General features: G+C 53.3%; 1 protein-coding gene. It reads right to left on the reverse strand.

Annotation, left to right across the window (positions count from 1 at the left end):
* Positions 1-395: 395 nt before the first annotated feature.
* Entirely contained in the window at positions 396-509 is a 114-nt protein-coding gene (locus ACFP9U_RS25410; RefSeq protein WP_378625685.1) for a pyridoxine 5'-phosphate oxidase C-terminal domain-containing protein, read from the reverse strand.
* Between the last annotated feature and the right edge of the window lies 1 nt (position 510).

Here is a 510-nt window from a genome sequence, read left to right on the forward strand (position 1 = left end):
TCCCGACATGGGACGTCGCTCTGAGCATGGGAAAGGAATTGCTGAAATCAGAGGACGTTGGCTTGGTTTGTTCTGACGACCACTTGCCAAATGCATAAATTATGTATTGGTTTTTCCGCCTTGATATGCATCTGTTCTAAGTGCCAGTTGCCTGGCGATTGCCGGCGACGGGCATGACCAAAATCAAAGCGGGGCGTCGAATCCTTGGTAGACAAGGAGAAGAGAGGGAAACATCAAGAAAATGAAAAGCCGCACCATCCCGATGCGGCTTGTTGTGATGCGGCAACATCCAAATCGCTATAAAAGCGGACAAACTGTCTAATTTGAGATGGTTGCGGTTTTTTGAATATGCGTAAAGCGCATGATATCAATGAGTTGTTCTCACCCGGGCGGGCTCAGGGCGCCAGCCGAGCGATCTTCCAGCCGCCGTCTTCCAGCAGGGAATACTGCACCCGGTCATGCAGCCGGCTGGGGCGGCCCTGCCAGAACTCCAGCCGGTCCGGCGTCACC

This window comes from Nitratireductor sp. GCM10026969, from assembly GCF_042660605.1.
Lineage (GTDB): Bacteria > Pseudomonadota > Alphaproteobacteria > Rhizobiales > Rhizobiaceae > Chelativorans.